Source organism: Myxococcus sp. CA056, from assembly GCF_013336715.1.
Lineage (GTDB): Bacteria > Myxococcota > Myxococcia > Myxococcales > Myxococcaceae > Myxococcus > Myxococcus llanfairpwllgwyngyllgogerychwyrndrobwllllantysiliogogogochensis.
The window spans coordinates 136,786-152,783 of record NZ_JABUMT010000002.1 but is presented as its reverse complement, the minus strand read 5'-3'; the positions used below and the strand labels follow the sequence as shown (position 1 = coordinate 152,783).

Genomic DNA, 15,998 nt, shown 5'->3' with positions numbered 1-15,998 from the left:
CGGGCACGCGCGGGTGGACCGGATTGGCACTGGCCTTGGGGCTGGTGCTGTCCGGGTGCGCGCGTGAGACGCCCGCCGTGGCGCCCTCCCCGGCGGAGCAGCCCGGCACCATCACGCTGACGAAGAATCACGGCCCGCTCCAGGTGACGCCGCACCTGAGTCTGGCCACGGGCAACTTCTGGCCCGAGGACACCGAGGCGGGCGCGCGTGTGTCCACCGCCGCCCTCTTCATCTACGACTCGCGAATCGTTCCACCGGAGCAGCAGCACGTGCGCGTGCGCGCGGGCCAGACGGTGGAAGTGGCGGGCGAGGTGTTCGAGGTCTCCGAGGTCATCGACCGTGGAGACGAGCAACTGCTGCGCCTGCGGCTGCGTCCGCGTCAGCCCTAGACGGAGCGAGCGGGCAGCGCTGGGACGTCACGGGGCTTCAGCATCCCGGCGGCCACGCGCACGGTGAACGCTCGCGGCGCGAAGCGAGGCATGTTGGCCTGGAACCAGTTGCGCCAGCCGGCGATGAGCGAGGGCCTGCCCTGCTCCAGGCCTCGGAGTCCCGCGAGGGCCACCTGCTCGGCGGTGGCGGTCGGCCCCACTGCGACCTGGCGCGTGCCCACCACGTCGAAGAAAGACGTCTCCACGGGCCCTGGGCACAGCGCGAGCACGCGCACGCCCCGCTCGCGGTTCTCCGCCCAGAGCGCCTCGGTGAAGGACAGGACGAACGCCTTCGTCGCGCCGTAGATGGCCATGTACGGCAGAGGCTGGTAACCGGCGATGGAGGCCACGTTGAGCACGCCTCCGAGTCCTCGGGCGACCATGTCCGGCAGGAACAGATGGGTGGCATCCACGAGCGCGGTGACGTTGAGCATCACCTGCTCATGCTGTCGGGCCAGCGGGACGGCCTCGAAGGCGCCGTGGGTGGCGAAGCCGGCGTTGTTGATGAGCAGGTCCACGTGCAGGCCGCGCTCGCGACACTGGCCATGGAGCTGGCGCGCGGCGCCCTCGTGACTGAGGTCCATGCTCAGCACCTCCACCTGGACGGCGTGTTGCTTCATCAACTCGGTGGCCAGGACACGCAGCTTGTCCTCCGAGCGGGCCACGAGGACCAGGTTCATGTTCCGCGCCGCGAGCAGGCGGGCGAAGGCCTCGCCGATGCCAGAGGACGCGCCGGTGATGAGCGCCCGGCGGCCCTCGTAGGGGAAGGGACCCGAGGTGGGCGCGGGGGAGACAGCGGGGGATGTCGAAGCGATGTGCATGGGTCCAGAATGTGAGCTAGGACTCACGTTCGCAACTCGCGTCGGTGCTCACATTCGTGGAGGAGGAATCATGCCGCGCCGTCCCCCTGTTTCCCGTCGGAGGAAGCCCCATCAGGACCGGGCGCAGGCCACGTGTGAGGCCATCCTCACGGCGGCGGCTCGCGTTCTCGTCAAGAATGGCTATGAGGCCGCGAGCACCAACCGCATCGCCCGCGAGGCGGGGGTGAGCATCGGTTCGCTCTACCAATACTTCCCGAGCAAGGAGGGATTGGTGATGGCGGTGATGGAGCGGCATCGCACGCGCTCGCTCGCGGGCTTCGAGGCGGAGCTGGTGCGACTCGCGAGCCAGCCATTGCCCCAGGCGATTCGGGCGCTGGTCCGCCAGTTGCTGACCACGAAGTTGGAGAACCCCCGGCTGCACCAGGTGCTGCACGAACTGGCGCCGAGGATGCGGCAGTTGGGGCAGGTGGACCCGCACGAGCAGCGGCTGTTCCGCCTGGTGCGAGCCTTCCTCGCGCCAAGGGCCGAGGAGCTGCGTCCCAAGGACCTGGACATGGCGGTCTTCGTCCTGGTGCATTCGGTGGAGACGCTCTGCATCAAGGCGGTGGCGGACCGTCCCGACTATCTGACCAATGAGGCGTTCCTCGACGAGCTGTGCGCGTTGATGCAGGGCTATCTCCAGCCGGCGGGAGCGGCCTCTCGGACCACGCCGAAGAAGATGACGGGACGGGGGCGAAGCTCGGCCTCGCGCGAAATCTCCGCGCGGCCGTGAATATCCTCCGGGCGCATGCGTCGGTCGCGCACCCCCGATTGTTGGAGCCGCCTCGCATGCGAACCCTCCTCGCTGGCCTCGTCCTCGCCTGCCTTATCGTGCCCCTCCGTGGTGAGGCAGCGACCCTGCGCTGTGGCAACAAGCTCATCTCGGATGGCGCCTCTCAGTCCGATGCGCTCATGAAGTGCGGGGAGCCCATGAGCAAGCACACGCGAGAGGAGTCGACATCCACGCGGAACAGGGTGCGCGAAGGCAAGGAGGAGTCCTCCACCACGCAGACGGTGACGGTCCAGGTGGAGGAATGGACATACAACTTCGGGCCCAACCGGCTGATGCAGGTGGCCGTCTTCACCGATGGCAAGCTGACCGACGTGCGCAGCGCGGGCTACGGCAAGTAGGCCCGGCACGGGCCCATGAAGAAACGCGTCGTCCCGAATCGAGAGGGTCACGGTGCCCCTCGCCTCGGGTTGCACGCCCTGAAACATCGGGCGCGGAACGCTTCGCCTCCTTGCATCGCCGTCCGTCCTCACCGAGCATTGGTCCGTGTCTCCACTCCCCTCCGCGTCGTCATGCGGCTCGCACTCCTCGCTGGTGGGTCGGCGGTGAGCGCGGACGCCAGTCCTCCACTGAACCGCGTCCTGGCTGACCTCTTCGTGCGCACGCGCGCCCAGGAGGCCGCGCTCGTCCTCGGCGCGGCGCTCTGCACCGCCTTGTTCGCGCAGGTCGCCATCTCGGTGCCGGGCTCACCGGTGCCCATCACGGGACAGACGCTCGCCGTCGTCCTCACGGCCGCCGCGCTCGGGCCTGGACGTGGCGTGGCCGCGCAGCTCGCCTATCTCTTGTTGGGGGCGGTGGGGTTGCCCTTCTACGCGAAGGCGGCCAGCGGCTGGGGGGCGCTCGTCGGTCCGACGGGCGGCTATCTGGTGGGCTTCCTCCCCGCGGCCTTCCTCGTGGGGCTCGCGGCACGCCACGCCTACGATAGGCGCCCGAGGACAGCGGTGCCCCTCTTCCTCGGGGGACAGCTCGTCATCCTGGTCATCGGCGTGTGCTGGCTCCATGTGGTGGCCTCGCTCGACTTCGCCACGGCCTTCCACAAGGGCTTCGTGCCGTTCATCCCTGGAGGACTGCTCAAGGCCGCCCTCGCCGGTCTGATCTCGTCTCTCGCCTGGCGACTCGTGCGGGCTCGCGAGGCCTGACCTCATTCTCGCGGTCGAAGCAATGTGCTCTCGGGTGCGGACCACGCGAGGAGAGACCTGACATGCCATTGCGTGGGTTCGGGAGTGCGCCCTGATGGCAAGCAAGGCGGTGCTCGCAGCGCGTCAATCCCATCAACCTATAGGTCTGGCTTCATGGGCGACCCACGTTGCACCGCGAGATTGAAAGACTCAACGTGGCGGAAGCCCCGGGCGCCGCGACCCTGCCAGCGCCCGGTGAGTGACGGCTCAGGCGACGCGGGGGAAATCCACCTCGGTGCCGGCCACCACGTTGAGGTAGTTGGTGAGCACGTTCTGCGCGACGGCGGCCACCACCTCCACCAGCTCCGCGTCGCTCAGCCCCACCTTGCGTGCCTGCGCGAGTTGCGGGCCCACGTCCGCTGCCCGCGTCCGAGCGATGGCGACGGCGAGGTCCAGAATGGCCTGCTCGCGGGGGTCCGCCGAACGGCCGGTGCGAAAGCCCGTCAGCTCATCCGCCTTCACTCCGTGCCCCTTCGCCAGCGCCGTGTGCGCGGAGAGGCAGTAGGTGCAACGGTTCAGCTCCGCCACCGCGATGGCGATGGCCTCCTGCGTGCGCGGCGACAACTTCGCGCCGCCCATGGCGTTGAAGTAGCCCGCCACGGCATCGAGCGCCGCGGGGGAGTGGGCGAAGGTGGAGAACATCTTTGGGACCATCCCGAACTTCGCCTTCAGGGCGGCGAGCGTGGGCTCGGAGGCTGCAGGCGTATTCGCGGGGCCAACAGGGGCAATGAGGGGCGTCGTCATGGGGTGCTCCTGGGGACAACGGGTTGTGTGGCAGGTCGATTGGTTTCGACTCGATACCAAATGCGCCCGCCCTCCTTGCTTGTCAAGTCAGTATCGACACGATACCTTTGTGCCCATGGCCGCCGACCGCCTCTACGTGTTGCTCGAGCGACTCGGGAACCTGCTCCGCACGGAGGAACGGGCAGCGGGGCTGCCACACGGGCTTCAGCCGGTGCACCTGCAGGCGCTGCGCTATCTGCAGTCGTGCAACCGCTACAGCAACACGCCCGCGGCGCTGACGGAGTACCTGGGGCTCACCAAGGGCACCGTGTCCCAGACGCTCCTGCTGCTGGAGGAGAAGGGACTGTTGCGAAAGCAGGCGGATACGGAGGACCGGCGCGTCATTCATCTCCTATTGACGGAAGCCGGCCGCGCGGTGCTGAAGCAGGCCCTGCCACCCGAGCTCTTCAAGCGGGCCCTCGCGGGGCTGCCCGGTGATGGCGCGGCGCTCGATGAGTCCCTCACGGAACTGTTGCGCGCGTTGCAGGCCGCGAATGCCCAGCGCAGCTTCGGCGCGTGCGGCACCTGCAAGCACTTCCAGCGAGAAGGCGCGGGGCGCTTCCGCTGCGGCCTGACGCAGGACCCGCTGTCGCGCGAGGACAGCCAGTTGCTCTGCCGGGAGCACGAGGGCATCTCCCCAGGGCACTGATGCCGGGCTCGAACCACGTGCGCTGCTCGGCCGGAGGGAGGCGTGTCGTTCCGAGTTGATAGGGTCGAAGTGCCCATGCGCACTCTTGCCCTGATGTTGAGCGCAGTCCTGTTGACCACGAGCTGCGCTTCCCAGTCCTCCTCATCCCAGAGAGAGTTGGACGCGTTCCATGCACGTCGCACAGCGCTGAACGGGCCTCCACCCGCCTCGATGGGCCTGGGCTCGGACGCCGTGCGGCGTCGCGAGAGTGGAACAGATTCGAACACCGTGTCAGGAGCCGTGGGTGGTGGGCAGCAGAACGCCGCACTGACACGACAAGCGGTCCTGGCCGCCGTCGACGAAGTGCGGAGCTCCACGGAAGACACGGCCCGAGCCATCTCCAGGCTCGCCACGAGCACGCGAGAGCTGGGTGGGCATGGCAGGCACTTCATCCGCTACTTCGACCACGGGGCAAGACAGTTGCCCTGGCTTCGTGGGGCACTCGGGAGCATCACTTCTCTCACGGCTGAATCCAGCTTGGTGGGAGACGCGGCCATGGAGCTTGGCATCCTCCGGATGACGGGCCCTCGGCTCCAGGCCGCGTTGTCCGGCACGATGCTGCTTGCCACCTGGCTCGACTTCCTGAACCTCGTGAGCGTCGTGCTCCAGCAATGCCCTTACTACAGCGTGGAGCAGTTGCTCGTGGACATGGACCGCGTGTGGAACCTGCTGGAGCCGGCCTTGGGCGCTCTCGCCTCGCGGGAGCAGGCGCGCGTGGAGGCCACGGCGACAGCCATGCCCGTGCTGATGGGGCAACTGACCCATGAGTTCCACTCCATTCGCGAAGGTGCGCGGATGGCGATGGAGCGCACAGGACAAGTGGTGGCGACGGCACAGTTCATCGAGATGCTCGCGCTCGTCTCCGCGCTGAAGATGTCACTGCCCAGGCTACCGCCCGCTGCGCCCGTCGCGCTGGGAGCGCGACTGGTGATGGGCCCTGGCGGAATCATGGCCGGCCAACAACTCGTCGTCTCCGCCGAGTGGGTGGAGATGATGCGAAGGCTCGTCCAGGCGGGAGTCATCTCCGCGCCCGTCGTGAGCGCGGCGGTCCGCACCAGCGCGGGACACGTGTGGATGGCGCAGGCGAACCAGGAACTGCCCAAGGGCGTGCGTGAGGCACTGGGAGACTCACCCGAGGTGCGCGGCATGCACGTGACGAACAGGACCGGGGCCGGCATGTCCGAGGCGCCGAAACATCACGTCCTGCCGCAAGAGCACCGGGAGTGGTTCGAGAAGCGCGGCTTCACGGGAGACATGAGCATCGACCAGTTCTGCGTGAGACTGGAGCGCTCTCATCACGAGGCCATTCACGGCGGTGGTGCTTGGCAACTGGGCCGCACCTGGCCACATGAATGGAATCAGATGATCATGGGTATCTTGCGCGATGCCGAGCTCGCAGCGGGCAGGATGTTGCCGCGCGACTCCATCCTGAAGCTCGTCGCGAAGGAGATGCAGCGCTATAACATCCCCATGGAATTCACCCCGGGGCGAAGGCGATGAGCGCGGGGGACTCATGGCATGGCAACTGGCCGGCGCGTCTGTATGAGTGCGTGCGTGAGCACGGCTACACGTCACTCACAGCCTTCGCCGACGCACATCCCGCCATCTCATTGGTCGAGTTGACGGAGATGCTCGGCAAGGGCCGCTTCAGCGCAGTGCAGGTCTTCAGTGGACTGGTCGAAGAAGCCGAACGCAGCCATCAGCTCGTACGCCTGATGCGAGGACAGCTCGTGCGCGAGCTGTCGGAGAGCTTTCCCAACGGCTGGCCCGCGGGATTGGACGACGACGCCCGCCTGGAGGCCGCGATGATGCTCGCCTCGTGGATTGGCTTCACACCCGAAACGCACAAAGAGCGTGCTCGACAGGTCACGGCCACACTCCTCGCCAATCCCCCACCCGCCGGTTGGCGCCCGCTCAGCCACGACGACGGACTCCTCCGCACCCTCCTCCCAGACGACACCGCCTGACAGGCCCACGGCGGAGACACCGCCGCGGGCCCCACACGGTCTACACAGTCTTCACCAGCGCCCTGCCCGCCGCCCGCCCCGAGAAGATGCACCCGCCGAGGAACGTGCCCTCCAGCGCCCGGTACCCGTGCACCCCTCCTCCACCGAACCCGGCCACCTCGCCGGCCGCGTAGAGGCCGGGAATCACCTGTCCCTGCGTCCCGAACACCCGGCCGGACAGGTCCGTCTCGAACCCTCCCAGCGTCTTGCGCGTCAGCACATTCAATTTCACGCCGATGAGCGGCCCCGCCTTCGGGTCCAGGATGCGGTGCAGCTTCGCCGTGCGCACCAACTGGTCCCCGCGATACCCCCGCGCCTGTCGAATCGCGGCAATCTGCAAGTCCTTCCCGAACGGGTTGTCCAACTGCCTGTCCCGCGCGAGCACCTCACGCTCCACCGTCGCGAAGTCGAGCACCGGCGTCTCCGTCTTCGCGTTCATCCCCTCCACCAACGTCCGCAAGTCGTTCGCCACGACGAAGTCCGCGCCGTGCTCCTTGAACGCCTCCACCGGCCCCATCGCCTTCTTGCCCACGGCCCGGTTGAGCACACCCTTCCAATCCTTCCCCGTGAGGTCCGGGTTCTGCTCGGAGCCCGAGAGCGCGAACTCCTTCTTCAAAATCCACTGGTTCAACACGAACCACGAATACTCATGGCCCGTCTTCAAGATGTGCTCGAGCGTCCCCAGCGTGTCGAAGCCCGGGAACAACGGCGGCGGCAGCCGCTTGCCCGTCGCGTCCAGCCACAGCGAGCTGGGCCCTGGAAGAATCCGGATGCCGTGCCGAGGCCAGATGGGGTTCCAGTTCCTCAACCCCTCCGTGTAATGCCACATGCGGTCGCGGTTGATGAGCCGTCCACCCGCCGCCTCCGTAATCGCAATCATCCGACCATCCACATGCGCCGGCACACCCTGCACCATGAACTTCGGCACGGGCCCCATGCGCTCCGGCCAGCTCTTGCGCACCAGCTCGTGGTTGCCGCCAATGCCTCCCGACGTGACAACCACCGCCGAGCCCCGCAGCTCGAAGTCCCCTGCCGTCTCCCGTGAGCTGCTCACCCCACGCTCCACGTCCGAGGGCACCAGCTTCATCCCTCGCACCCCCACCACCGCCCCCGCCTCGACGAGCAGCTCGTCCACCCGGTGCCGGAACAGGAATGTCAGCGTCCCCTTCTCCCGCGCCGCCTGCGCGCGCCGGACAAAAGGCGCGAGCACTCCCGGCCCCGTGCCCCACGTCACATGGAAGCGAGGCACGGAGTTGCCGTGCCCCACCGCGCCGTAGCCACCGCGCTCCGCCCAGCCCACCACGGGGAACCAGCGCATGCCCTGCGCATGCAGCCACGGGCGCATCTCCGTCGCCGCGAAGTCGACGAAGGCCTCCGCCCACTTCCGGGGCCAGTGGTCCTCCTCACGGTCGAACCCCGCGGTGCCCATCCAGTCCTCGAGCGCGAGCGCATGCGAGTCCTTGATGCCCATCCGCCGCTGCTCCGGCGAGTCCACCAGGAACAACCCACCGAAGGACCAGAACGCCTGTCCCCCCAGGTTCTGCTCACCCTCCTGGTCCACCACCGTGACGCGCTTGCCCGCGTCCGCGAGCTCCGTCGCCGCGACGAGCCCCGCGAGCCCACCGCCCACGACGATGACATCCGTCTGCTGTCCCATCCGGAGCCTCCAGTCCCAAAACCCAAGGGAGGCCGGATGATAGCCTCAGTCGTCGACCTGGACCCGCACCCTCGACGGCTCCGCGAACTGCCGCACCACGCAGTCCCCCTCGCTCCCATCCTCCCAGGCGAGCATGGCGAACTCCGCCGGCGCATCCAACGCGATGATGGGATGGTGCCACACGCCCCGGTGGTAGTTCACGCCCTCCCCCGGCCCACACACGAAGGCCTCCAACTTCTCCACGTCCGGCCCACCCTCTGGCGCGCTCGGGGCGACACACACCAGGTACCGCTCGCACCGCATGGGAAGGAACGCCTGGCTCGAATACGGATGATGCTCCAGCAGCTTCACCGTGAAGGGCAGCCCCTGGGGCACCGAGCGGAACACCGCGAGGTTCGGCTTCGCCGAGTCCCGCGCGTTCTCCAGCCGCGCGGACCAGTCGAACCGCACCGCCGTCCCCTGATTCGCCAGCGCACCCGGCGCGAGCCCCGCGGAGACCACATCGCCAAACGGTGCGAAGCCTTCTGGCGACAACCGCCGCGCGACGATGACTCGGGACACATGCTCACTCATGGCTGAAGCATAACGTCGGGGGATGACGCACCCAAGGCGGCCAGGCCCGGCGCGAGTGCCATGGGACTGTCATGGTCAACAGCGCATCCCCAACGCCACGGGTCCTCCCCATGGCGACAAGCGCTTCATCTCCCGTTTACATCGCCATGGCATCTTCCACGGACTCAGAGCCGTCATGCCGAGGGCTCCCCACCCCCCCATGCGAATCCTCCTCACCGCACTCGTCCTCTTGAGCGCACCCGTCCTCGCTCAACCCCCGTCCCCACCCAAGCCCGAGTCCGTCCCCAAACCCACCAGCTTCTTCCGCCAGCTCCAGGAGACACGCTCCTTCAACAGCGGCCGTCCCGTGGGCGCCACTGTCACTCCGGATGAGCAGACGCTGTTCTTCCTGCGCAACTCCGCCACCTCCAACGCGCTCTCCCTCCATGCGTTCGACGTGGCCACCGGCCAGTCGCGAGAGCTGCTCACGCCCGAGAGCCTCCTGCGAGGCGCCGAGGAGACCCTCACGCCCGAGGAGAAGGCGCGCCGGGAGCGCATGCGGATGAGCTCGCGCGGGTTCTCCAACTACACCCTGTCCGATGACGGCAAGAAGCTCCTCATGGGGCTGTCCGGCAAGCTGTTCGTCGTGGAGCGAGCGTCCGGAAAGGTGACCGAGCTCAAGACGGGACCGGGCGTCATCGACCCGCGACTGTCCTCGGATGGCACCCAGGTGGCCTACGTCCGCGAGCACGACGTGTACCGCCTGGACCTGGCCACCAACACCGAGCGCCGCGTCACCAAGGGCGGCACCGCGGAGAAGACACACGGGCTGGCGGAGTTCATCGCCCAGGAGGAGATGTATCGCTTCTCTGGCTACTGGTGGAGCCCGGACGCCAAGGCCCTGGCCTACACGGAGTCGGACACGAGCGGCGTGGAGAAGCTCTCCATCGCGGACACCGGCAACCCCGCGCAGGGCGCGCAGCAGCTCTCCTACCCTCGCGCCGGCAAGGCCAACGCCAGGGTGCGGCTGGGCGTCATCCCCGTCACCGGCGGAAAGACGACGTGGGTGAACTGGGACGCGGAGAAGTACCCCTACCTCGCCACCGTGCGCTGGCCCGCGAAGGGCCCGCTGACCCTGCTGGTGCAGAACCGCCACCAGACGGAGGAGGTGCTGCTCGCCGTGGACGTGAAGACCGGGCGCACCACGCCCCTGCTCGTGGAGAAGGACGACGCCTGGCTGGAGCTGGACCAGACCTTCCCCCACTGGCTGGAAGACGGCAGCGGCTTTCTCTGGGGCACCGAGCGCAACGGCGCACCCGAGCTGGAGCTGCGCGACGCCACCGGCAAGCTCGTGCGCTCGCTCGTCCCGCCTGACGCGGGCTTCGGCGGACTGGTGGGCTACGTGGAGAAGGAGGAGACCGTCTACTTCGTCGGAGGGACGAACTCCGCGGAGCGCTACGTGTGGCGCGCGCGAAAGGGAGACAAGCCGACCCGCGTCACCACGGGAGGCCCGGCGCTGGAGTCGGCCCGCCTCTCCCCCCGGGGAGGGCTGCTCGTCGTGACGTCGGAGGGCCCCAAGAGCATGCGGAGCACCGTGGTGCTCAAGGCGGACGGCACGCGCGTGGGCGAGCTGCCCTCCATCGCGAAGGAGCCTCCCTTCCAGCCCCGGCTGGAGGTGCGTCAGGTGGGCAAGGAGCGCTTCCCGACATCCCTGGTGCGCCCGCGCGACGCGAAGCCCGGGGTGAAGCTGCCCGTCATCGTGGAAATCTACGCGGGCCCCGGCACCGCCATGGTCCGCCAGAGCATGGCGTCGCACCTCACCGCGCAGTGGATGGCGGACCAGGGCTTCCTCGTGGTGCGGCTCGACGGACGCGGCGCCTCGCCGACGGCCGACGCGAAGCTGCGCAAGCCGAAGTACGACTTCCCCAAGGTGCTGATGGATGAACAGGTGGCGGCGCTGCGCGCGCTCGCGGCGGAGGTCCCCGAGCTGGACTTGAACCGCGTGGGAATCACAGGAGGCAGCCACGGCGGCTACATGTCCGCGCTCGCCGTGCTCACCCGGCCGGACGTCTTCAAGGCCGCGGTGGCGGTGTCGGCGGTGACGGACTGGCGGGACTACGACACGCACCTGACGGAGCGCTTCCTCGGCCTGCCCGACGAGCACCCGGACGCGTATGCCCAGAGCTCACTGCTCACCCACGTGAAGGCGGGCCAGCCCATGGGCAAGCTCCTCGTCATTCACGGCACCGCGGACGACAACGTCTTCTTCTTCCACGCCCTCAAGCTGTCGGACGCGTTGTTCCGGGCGGGCCAGTCCCACGAGTTCCTGCCGCTCTCCGGCATGACGCACATGGTGTACTCCGACCCGCAGGTGACGGAGCGCTTGTGGGAGCACACCATGCGCTACTTCAAACAGCACCTCTGACGGACAGGACGGAGGCCCTGGACTCGGCCTCCGTCCCCAACACCGTCAGCGCACCGGCGGCGGAAGCACCTTGAGCTGCGGCTTCACGACCTTCAGGTCACCCACCACCACGATGGTCATCGACTCACGCGTGAGCGTCTTCGTGGCCATCTGCTTCACCTGCTCCGGGGTGACGGCCATCACCGTCTGCACGTAGTCGCGCAGGTACGAGTCCGGCAGTCCGTGCAGGTCCACGAAGCGCAGCTTGTTGATGATGCCGTTGCGCGACGAGTTCTGGAGCAGGAAGACACCCGCCAGGTAGTTCTGCACCTCGCGCAGCTCGTCGGCGGAGGGCGGCGTCCTGCGCAGCGTGTCCACCTCCTTGAGCACCTCCTTCAGCGACTCCCCGGTGACGGCCGTCGTCACGTCCGCGTTCTGCACCCAGGACGCATCCCCCACGTGCACGGAGATTTCGCTGTAGGGCGAGTACGAATAGCCCTTCTTCTCGCGGATGTTCGCGGTGATGCGCGAGCTGAAGTAGCCACCGAGCAGCGTGTTCATCACCTCCTGCTGGACGTAGTCGGGGCTGGCGGGCGGCAGCGCCTTCACCGCGACGCGCACCGTGGACTGCACCGAGCCGGGCCGGTCCAGGTACTGCACCGACTTCGCCACCTGCTGCGTCGGCGGGTTCTGGACGCGCGCGGGGCCCGGCTTCCAGCCGGTGAACACCTCGCGCACCGCCTTCTCCACCGAGGCCGCGTCGAACCGGCCGACGATGTACAGCCGCGAGCGGGCCGCGCCGATGTTCGCGTCGTAGTGCGCGCGCACACCCTCCCGCGTGTAGCCCTTCAACATCTCCTCGGTCGGGAAGATGCGGCCATAGGGATGGTCGCCATAGACGGCCTTCGCCAGCAGCTCGTCGGCGAGCACCTGCGGCTGGCTCCGGTAGATGGCCACGTCCCGCAGCAGGTTCGCCTTCACCCGCTCCACCTCCGCCGGAGGGAAGGCCGGGCTCTGGATGACGTCCGCGATGAGCGCCACTGCCTGGGGCGCCGACTCGGAGAGCACCTCGATGCCGACGAACGTCTGGTCCTGCGTGGTGCCGACGTTGAGCTGTCCCCCCAGCCCGGCGGCCGTCTGGGCCACCTGCTCGGCGGTGCGGGAGGTGGTGCCCTCCACCAGCAGCTTGCCCGTCAGGTCCGCGAGCCAGACCTCATTGGACTTCTCGTGGATGTTGCCGGTGTCGATGGCGAGCTGGATGGCGACCTTCGGCATGTCGCCATAGGGAAGCAGCGAGACCTCCAGCCCGTTGTCGAGCTTGAACTCGGTGCGGACGGGGACCTTGAAGGGCTTGGGCGCCGCGGGAGCCGGAGGGGCCTCCTTGGCGGGAGCGGCGGCGATGGCGGGCGCGTGCAGAAGCCCGAACACCATCAGCGCGGGAGCGACGAGACGGCTGCGAAGTGAGCGCGTGTTCATGGGTCGCATGTCCTCAGCGGGCCTGGGCCTTGGTGGGGGCGGGAGTCACCGTGAGCACCGTGCGGTTCTCACGGCGCAGGTACTCACGCGCGGTCTTCTGGATGAGCTCCGGTGACACCTTCATCAGCTCGTCCTCCAGCCGGTTGATGCGCTCCGGGTCGTCGAAGAAGAGCGCGAAGGAGGCCAGCAGGTCCGCGCGGCCGAAGCCGAGGAACGACTCCACGTGCTCATACAGCCGCGAGCGCGCCTTCACCCGCGCACGCGCCAGCGTCGCCGCGTCGATGGGCTTTTCCTGAAGCTGCGCCACCACGCCGTCAATCTCCTTCAGAATCGCTTCCGGCGACGTGCTCGCGTCGTGGAACAGATACGCGGTCCACTGCATGGGCCCGTTGTAGTTCCACTGGTTGCCCAGCTCGTTCACCCCACCCTGCAGCTCACCCGCCAGGCCCTTCTTCTGCACGAGCTGCTGGTAGAGCGCGCTGTCATTGCCCTTCAGGAGCACCTCGTCGACCAGCGCCATGGCGTAGTACTCGGGCGTGCCCACCGCGGGCATGTGGTAGCCCACCGCGAGCGCCGGGCGCTCGGCCAGCTTGTCCGGCTTGTCGTGGCGCTTCTCCTTCTCCTGGCGAGGCTCGGAGATGTCCGGCTTCTGGGGCTGCGCCACCGTGGGCAGCGGCCCGAAATACTTCTTCACCCAGCCCTTCACCTGCTCCGGCTCGAAGTCGCCCACCACCACCAGCACGGCGTTGCTCGGGGCGTAGTACGTCTTGAAGAACGACTTCACGTCGTCCAGCGTGGCGGCCTCCAAATCCTTCAGGTCGCCGTAGAAGTTGTGCGCGTTGTACCAGTTGGTGTTCGCCACCTGCGGCATGTCCAGCCACGGGAAGCCGCCATAGGGCTGGTTGAGGACGTTGACCTTCACCTCGTTCGACACCACGCCCTGCTGGTTCTTGAGGTTCTCCTGCGTCACCTCCAGGCCGCGCATCCGGTCGGCCTCCGCCCAGAGCATCGTCTCCAGCGCGTTGGAGGGGACAATCTCGAAGTAGTTGGTGAAGTCGAAGCGCGTGGAGCCGTTGAGCACTCCGCCGTTCTTCTGGATGAGCCGGATGAACTCCATCTTCCCGAGGTTGGTCGAGCCCTGGAACATCATGTGCTCGAACAGGTGCGCGAAGCCGGTGCGGTTCTTCGGCTCGATGCGAAAGCCGATGTTGTAATAGACGCCAATCGCCGTCTTGGGCGCCGTGGTGTCTCGCGAGAGGACCACCTTCAAGCCGTTATCGAGCTTGAAGTAGTCCACCGGCACCTGGAGCTTGGGCGTCTCGGCGGGAGCCGGGGCCGGGGCCGCCACCGCGGGAGCCTCGGCGGGGGCAGGTGGGGCTTCGGGCTTCTGGGCTTCGTGTGATGCCGCGCACCCGAGGAACGCGGCGGCTGTTACCGCTCCGAACACTCTTCTCATCGACCCCTCCCAGGGACCTGGCCATGCGTCGAAGGACGCCGACCCTTACGGCGAGCTGTGACCATCGATTGCGAGGACGTGCTGGCGACTTCTAGGCCACCATGAAGGGGGCCGCGCAGTAGGAGCAGACGACCTTGTCTCCTGGAAGAACATTCTCCGCGCCCACCGGGGCATCACACGAGGGACACCTGCTGGCGACACTCTGCGCCCGCTCCAGCGCGTCCCGGTGGACGTACTCGCGCGACTCCGCCAGGTAGACGAGGTCCACCTCGTGACGGGCGATGAGCGCGGTGAGCAGCGCATCCGCCTCGTCCTCGGACACCTTGAGGTGAAGGGCCGCGTCGCTCGCGCGGAGCCGGATTTGTGCTCGGATGAAGCCACGCAGTTGCTCCCGGCGCCGAGCCGTCCGGGACGGCGCCATGCCTTTCTTCCACAGGAAGACCCCCACACCCACGAACACGACCGCCAGCGCCAGAACCAACCACCCGTCCGAGGCTTTCTTCCCTTCATCCGGCGAAACGATTCCCACCACGCCCACCGCCAGCCCCATCACCCCGAACACCGCGCCAGCGACCCCCACCCACGCGACCACCAGGCCCACGGCCCTTGCCAGCCAGTCGAGGACGCCCGAAGCACCAGGGCTCACGGCGGCGGGCGGCGGGGACACGGCTGTCAGCGGGGAGTCGTGACGGCGAGGAGTATTCATGGAGTCTCACGGGCTGCGGGCGGGAGCCCCGCATCCTAGAGGCCGCCCCCGCGGCGGTGTCCCGGGAAAATCCGCCCCGCCGCGCCCGGCCACACTCCGGGCACGGCGAGGTTGTCACTCAGGGAAGGTCAGCCCTTCAGCCCTGAGGCTCCTGCGGGCACGTCGAGCACATGGGCGGGCAGTCCTGGGGGCACCACGTCGGCTCACCCGTGGAGCAGATGAAGTCACCGCACGGAGGCGTGTTGGGGCAGTCGATGGGGCAGGACCACCCATGCTCACCGTTGTTGCAGAGGCCGTCACCGCACGAGTTGCTGGGGCAGTCGCCGGGACACGTCGACGTCGTCTCACCCCCGTTACAGATCCCATCCCCGCACGAGGTGCCAGGGCAGTCCGACGGGCACGACCAGGTCGTCTCCCCGTTGTTGCAGAGGCCGTCACCGCAAGTGGGCACCGAAGCGCAGTCCTCGGGACAGGTGGAGCTGCTCTCCCCGTGTGCGGTGTCACAGAAGTTGTCGCCGCAGATGTAGGCGCAGGGCTCGCACCACGGCCAACTGCCCCCGCATGGGCACTGCTCGAGCCCCGCCTCCACCTGTCCCGGCTCCATCACTCGGGAGTCGGGAGAAGACTCGCCACACGCGGAGAAGAGCCCCAGCGTCAGGCTTGCCACGACGACCAACAGACGAGACTTCATGGGCGACTCCTTGGAAAAATGGGTGTCCAGGGTAACCCAGAATATCATCTCAATAACAAACACAGACGATGCGTGATTGCGCGGGACGTCATGGACGCGACTTCCCCCTGGGAGTCCGCGCCTGGCACCCGGACACATCGACAGGGTCTCCCCTCACCCGGCAGCGTCATTCGACGTTTCTTCTCTCGGACGGAGTGACAGGTCCACGTGCCGTGTGTTACCCCGAAAGACCACCTCGTTGGTGTTCAAACAGTACGTCTGGTTACTGACACCAACCCATCCAGGGCCGTTTCCGTGGAGCCATCGCGGAGGGTCCTGCCATG

At 67.8% G+C, this 15,998-nt stretch carries 17 protein-coding genes; 8 read left to right on the top strand and 9 right to left on the bottom strand.

Annotated elements, in window-relative coordinates; all coding sequences use genetic code 11:
- The first annotated feature begins 23 nt into the window (after positions 1 to 23).
- A complete protein-coding gene (locus tag HUA76_RS08350) occupies positions 24 to 389 on the top strand; it encodes a hypothetical protein (RefSeq protein ID WP_174460527.1) in 366 nt (121 codons plus the stop codon).
- Here the strand turns inward: HUA76_RS08350 and HUA76_RS08345 are convergent.
- Positions 386 to 1,249, bottom strand: coding sequence for an SDR family oxidoreductase (locus tag HUA76_RS08345; protein WP_174460526.1), 864 nt, complete (start codon positions 1,247 to 1,249; stop codon positions 386 to 388). The genes HUA76_RS08350 and HUA76_RS08345 overlap by 4 nt on opposite strands.
- 70 nt (positions 1,250 to 1,319) lie before the next feature.
- Between HUA76_RS08345 and HUA76_RS08340 the strand changes: the two genes are divergently transcribed.
- The 3 genes from HUA76_RS08340 (at position 1,320) to HUA76_RS08330 (ending at position 3,217) form a co-directional block, all read left to right on the top strand.
- Entirely contained in the window at positions 1,320 to 2,021 is a 702-nt protein-coding gene (locus tag HUA76_RS08340) for a TetR/AcrR family transcriptional regulator (protein ID WP_174460525.1), read from the top strand.
- Between the two features lie 98 nt (positions 2,022 to 2,119).
- Entirely contained in the window at positions 2,120 to 2,419 is a 300-nt protein-coding gene (locus HUA76_RS08335) for a DUF2845 domain-containing protein (protein ID WP_371823450.1), read from the top strand.
- A gap of 171 nt (positions 2,420 to 2,590) precedes the next feature.
- The gene (locus tag HUA76_RS08330; RefSeq protein ID WP_174460523.1) at positions 2,591 to 3,217 is read left to right on the top strand and encodes a biotin transporter BioY; all 627 of its coding nucleotides are present in this window, start codon (positions 2,591 to 2,593) and stop codon (positions 3,215 to 3,217) included.
- A 246-nt stretch (positions 3,218 to 3,463) separates the two neighbouring features.
- On the opposite strand, the gene HUA76_RS08325 is transcribed toward HUA76_RS08330, so the two are convergent.
- Positions 3,464 to 4,000, bottom strand: coding sequence for a carboxymuconolactone decarboxylase family protein (locus HUA76_RS08325; protein WP_174458227.1), 537 nt, complete (start codon positions 3,998 to 4,000; stop codon positions 3,464 to 3,466).
- A 115-nt stretch (positions 4,001 to 4,115) separates the two neighbouring features.
- Here HUA76_RS08325 and HUA76_RS08320 point away from each other — a divergent pair, with 115 nt between their 5' ends.
- Positions 4,116 to 4,688: a MarR family winged helix-turn-helix transcriptional regulator gene (locus tag HUA76_RS08320; RefSeq protein WP_174458226.1), complete on the top strand. Its 573-nt coding sequence runs from the start codon at positions 4,116 to 4,118 to the stop codon at positions 4,686 to 4,688.
- A gap of 270 nt (positions 4,689 to 4,958) precedes the next feature.
- On the opposite strand, the gene HUA76_RS46405 is transcribed toward HUA76_RS08320, so the two are convergent.
- Positions 4,959 to 5,105 (bottom strand): hypothetical protein, encoded by a 147-nt coding sequence (locus HUA76_RS46405; protein WP_306440919.1) that lies wholly within the window; start codon positions 5,103 to 5,105, stop codon positions 4,959 to 4,961.
- A 117-nt stretch (positions 5,106 to 5,222) separates the two neighbouring features.
- Here HUA76_RS46405 and HUA76_RS08315 point away from each other — a divergent pair, with 117 nt between their 5' ends.
- Together HUA76_RS08315 and HUA76_RS08310 are read left to right on the top strand one after the other, a co-directional pair.
- On the top strand, positions 5,223 to 6,227 hold the full coding sequence (locus HUA76_RS08315; protein ID WP_371823449.1) for a DUF2380 domain-containing protein: 1,005 nt from the start codon (positions 5,223 to 5,225) through the stop codon (positions 6,225 to 6,227).
- On the top strand, positions 6,224 to 6,694 hold the full coding sequence (locus tag HUA76_RS08310; protein WP_174460521.1) for an NUDIX hydrolase: 471 nt from the start codon (positions 6,224 to 6,226) through the stop codon (positions 6,692 to 6,694). The genes HUA76_RS08315 and HUA76_RS08310 overlap by 4 nt, the downstream gene beginning before the upstream one ends.
- A 40-nt stretch (positions 6,695 to 6,734) precedes the next feature.
- Here HUA76_RS08310 and HUA76_RS08305 read toward each other — a convergent pair whose 3' ends face one another.
- Positions 6,735 to 8,390, bottom strand: a complete 1,656-nt coding sequence (locus HUA76_RS08305; RefSeq protein ID WP_174460520.1) for an FAD-binding dehydrogenase — start codon at positions 8,388 to 8,390, stop codon at positions 6,735 to 6,737.
- A 45-nt stretch (positions 8,391 to 8,435) separates the two neighbouring features.
- Entirely contained in the window at positions 8,436 to 8,963 is a 528-nt protein-coding gene (locus tag HUA76_RS08300) for an ureidoglycolate lyase (RefSeq protein ID WP_174460519.1), read from the bottom strand.
- A gap of 199 nt (positions 8,964 to 9,162) precedes the next feature.
- On the opposite strand from HUA76_RS08300, the gene HUA76_RS08295 reads away from it, so the two are divergent.
- On the top strand, positions 9,163 to 11,367 hold the full coding sequence (locus tag HUA76_RS08295) for a DPP IV N-terminal domain-containing protein (RefSeq protein ID WP_174460518.1): 2,205 nt from the start codon (positions 9,163 to 9,165) through the stop codon (positions 11,365 to 11,367).
- 45 nt (positions 11,368 to 11,412) lie between these two features.
- Here the strand turns inward: HUA76_RS08295 and HUA76_RS08290 are convergent, their stop codons facing one another.
- The 4 genes from HUA76_RS08290 to HUA76_RS08275 form a co-directional block, all read right to left on the bottom strand.
- Positions 11,413 to 12,822 carry a pitrilysin family protein gene (locus tag HUA76_RS08290; protein ID WP_141646774.1) on the bottom strand — a complete coding sequence of 470 codons (1,410 nt, stop codon included), beginning with the start codon at positions 12,820 to 12,822 and terminating at the stop codon, positions 11,413 to 11,415.
- Between the two features lie 13 nt (positions 12,823 to 12,835).
- Positions 12,836 to 14,278: a pitrilysin family protein gene (locus tag HUA76_RS08285; protein WP_174458219.1), complete on the bottom strand. Its 1,443-nt coding sequence runs from the start codon at positions 14,276 to 14,278 to the stop codon at positions 12,836 to 12,838.
- Positions 14,279 to 14,369: 91 nt separating this feature from the next.
- The gene (locus HUA76_RS08280; protein WP_254614103.1) at positions 14,370 to 14,984 is read right to left on the bottom strand and encodes a hypothetical protein; all 615 of its coding nucleotides are present in this window, start codon (positions 14,982 to 14,984) and stop codon (positions 14,370 to 14,372) included.
- A 136-nt stretch (positions 14,985 to 15,120) separates the two neighbouring features.
- On the bottom strand, positions 15,121 to 15,675 hold the full coding sequence (locus tag HUA76_RS08275; protein WP_141643066.1) for a tenascin-X: 555 nt from the start codon (positions 15,673 to 15,675) through the stop codon (positions 15,121 to 15,123).
- Positions 15,676 to 15,998 lie beyond the last annotated feature (323 nt).

What these genes read in the sequence shown, in the direction of transcription:
- HUA76_RS08345 (WP_174460526.1), bottom strand. Translation starts at nt 1,249, where the DNA reads ATGCACATCGCTTCGACATCCCCCGCTGTCTCCCCCGCGCCCACCTCG.
- HUA76_RS08340 (WP_174460525.1), top strand. Translation starts at nt 1,320, where the DNA reads ATGCCGCGCCGTCCCCCTGTTTCCCGTCGGAGGAAGCCCCATCAGGAC.
- HUA76_RS08330 (WP_174460523.1), top strand. Translation starts at nt 2,591, where the DNA reads ATGCGGCTCGCACTCCTCGCTGGTGGGTCGGCGGTGAGCGCGGACGCC.
- HUA76_RS08325 (WP_174458227.1), bottom strand. Translation starts at nt 4,000, where the DNA reads ATGACGACGCCCCTCATTGCCCCTGTTGGCCCCGCGAATACGCCTGCA.
- HUA76_RS08320 (WP_174458226.1), top strand. Translation starts at nt 4,116, where the DNA reads ATGGCCGCCGACCGCCTCTACGTGTTGCTCGAGCGACTCGGGAACCTG.
- HUA76_RS46405 (WP_306440919.1), bottom strand. Translation starts at nt 5,105, where the DNA reads ATGCCCACCCAGCTCTCGCGTGCTCGTGGCGAGCCTGGAGATGGCTCG.
- HUA76_RS08315 (WP_371823449.1), top strand. Translation starts at nt 5,223, where the DNA reads ATGGAGCTTGGCATCCTCCGGATGACGGGCCCTCGGCTCCAGGCCGCG.
- HUA76_RS08310 (WP_174460521.1), top strand. Translation starts at nt 6,224, where the DNA reads ATGAGCGCGGGGGACTCATGGCATGGCAACTGGCCGGCGCGTCTGTAT.
- HUA76_RS08305 (WP_174460520.1), bottom strand. Translation starts at nt 8,390, where the DNA reads ATGGGACAGCAGACGGATGTCATCGTCGTGGGCGGTGGGCTCGCGGGG.
- HUA76_RS08300 (WP_174460519.1), bottom strand. Translation starts at nt 8,963, where the DNA reads ATGAGTGAGCATGTGTCCCGAGTCATCGTCGCGCGGCGGTTGTCGCCA.
- HUA76_RS08295 (WP_174460518.1), top strand. Translation starts at nt 9,163, where the DNA reads ATGCGAATCCTCCTCACCGCACTCGTCCTCTTGAGCGCACCCGTCCTC.
- HUA76_RS08290 (WP_141646774.1), bottom strand. Translation starts at nt 12,822, where the DNA reads ATGAACACGCGCTCACTTCGCAGCCGTCTCGTCGCTCCCGCGCTGATG.
- HUA76_RS08285 (WP_174458219.1), bottom strand. Translation starts at nt 14,278, where the DNA reads ATGAGAAGAGTGTTCGGAGCGGTAACAGCCGCCGCGTTCCTCGGGTGC.
- HUA76_RS08280 (WP_254614103.1), bottom strand. Translation starts at nt 14,984, where the DNA reads ATGAATACTCCTCGCCGTCACGACTCCCCGCTGACAGCCGTGTCCCCG.
- HUA76_RS08275 (WP_141643066.1), bottom strand. Translation starts at nt 15,675, where the DNA reads ATGAAGTCTCGTCTGTTGGTCGTCGTGGCAAGCCTGACGCTGGGGCTC.